Genomic DNA, 1,864 nt, shown 5'->3' with positions numbered 1-1,864 from the left:
CTTGGTGGTGAAAGTCCACTACAGGCTTGGCAGTAGGAACTGTTAGCTTAAGGCAAGGGTGTTCATCGTGAGGTGGAATCTGAAGGAAGCCGGCGGCAAAATCCCGAACCGACGGACAGAAACTGCATATAAGGCTGAATTGGAACGGACGAGTTTGCAACACAAAACGAAGTCCAATACTGCCCGAATTCCATACAGTAAATGCAGCGGTTACATGGGAGGAAGGTTATAGCTCTTACCCGGGGAGGTCTTACAGGGGTTCCCGACAAGAGGAATGGAATATTCCACAGGAACAAACCCGACAGTGATGACGGGTTGAACTGTAAGAAGTCAGCAGAAGCCATAGTAGTCCATTAGGATGAAGGGCTGAACAATAACAATTCTGAAATGAAATGGAGGTAAAGACAGTGCAAAGACCACAGAAAACATCGTCAGATGGCTGGCCGCAAAGGGATAGGTTGGAAACTGAAAAGTATGCGAGAGCGTGCAGTCCTGTCTTTACAGAAATGGAACGACAGGATGGTATCGATTTGATTGATAAAGTAGTCGACATCAACAACCTCTTTAACGCATGTAAGAAAGTAAAGGCAAATAAAGGGGCGCCCGGTGTCGATGAAATGACAGTAGATGAGCTATTTGGACATGTAGCCAAATACCGAACCCTACTGATTCGGAAACTGAAAGACGGTTCGTACGAACCACTACCAGTAAAACGTGTTGAAATCCCAAAGTTAGATGGTTCAATGCGAAAACTCGGCATACCGTGTGTACGGGATCGAATGGTTCAACAAGCCATCTATCAGGTGATTGGTAAAATCATTGACCCTCATTTTTCAGAGGGAAGCTATGGTTTTCGTCCAAGACGGAACCAACATCAAGCTATTAAGCAGGCCATCACATATTATGAACAAGGTTACAGGGTGGTAGTCGATTGTGATTTAAAAAGTTACTTCGATACCATTAATCATCAGAAGCTGATGGAGTATCTAAAGGAGTTCATAAATGACAAGATTGTCCTAAAGTTGATATGGAAGTTTCTAAAGAGTGGCATCCTAGAAGATGGACTTATCAGTCCAACAGAAGAGGGTGCTCCGCAAGGTGGTGTACTTTCCCCGATTCTTAGCAATGTCTATTTGAACCAATTGGATAGAGAACTTGAAAAACGTGGGCATAAATTCGTACGATTTGCGGATGATTTCTGCATCTATGTGAAAAGCAAGCGTGCAGGGGAACGTGTTCTGGAAAGCATTACAAAGTTTCTTGAACATGACTTGAAATTAACGGTAAACCAAGAAAAGAGCAAGGTGGGTTCACCGGTAAAACTCAAGTTCCTCGGTTTCTGCCTCCATTCCACATCTAAAGGTGTGGGTTGTAGACCCCATCACTCCGCGAAGAGTCGATTCAAAACGAAAATAAAGAAAATCACCAAACGGAACCGCCCGGGTCGCTTCGAAGAGATTGCCAAAGAAATCAACCAAGTGACAGTAGGCTGGATAAACTATTATGGAATAGGCTTGATGAAAAGTTTTATAAAATCCATGACACAATGGCTGAACCATCGGCTACGGCAACTGATATGGAAACGTTGGAAGAAGATATGGACAAAATACCGTCAGTTGCGAAGACTGGGAATTTGGCATGATGAAGCTTGGAAGGTAGCAAATTCCCGAAAGGGATATTGGAGAATTTCCAAAAGCGAAACGCTACACAAAGCAATCAAAGCAGAAACGCTCACCAAGTGGGGTCTGAAAGACTTGAATCACTTGTATGAGCGTCGGTACTTAAGTTATTGAACCGCCGTATACCGAACGGTACGTACGGTGGTGTGAGAGGACGGGAGTTAATCACTCCCTCCTACTCGATT

The 1,864-nt window shown here is 44.1% G+C and carries 1 protein-coding gene; it reads left to right on the top strand.

The window, feature by feature from the left end; all coding sequences use genetic code 11:
- Positions 1 to 506 precede the first annotated feature (506 nt).
- Positions 507 to 1,793, top strand: coding sequence for a group II intron reverse transcriptase/maturase (gene ltrA / locus NRI27_RS17865; RefSeq protein ID WP_483316081.1), 1,287 nt, complete (start codon positions 507 to 509; stop codon positions 1,791 to 1,793).
- Positions 1,794 to 1,864 lie beyond the last annotated feature (71 nt).

Origin of the sequence: Sporosarcina sp. OR05 (genome assembly GCF_041414805.1) — a bacterium.
Lineage (GTDB): Bacteria > Bacillota > Bacilli > Bacillales_A > Planococcaceae > Sporosarcina > Sporosarcina saromensis.
This window is presented reverse-complemented; position numbering and strand designations above follow the sequence as displayed.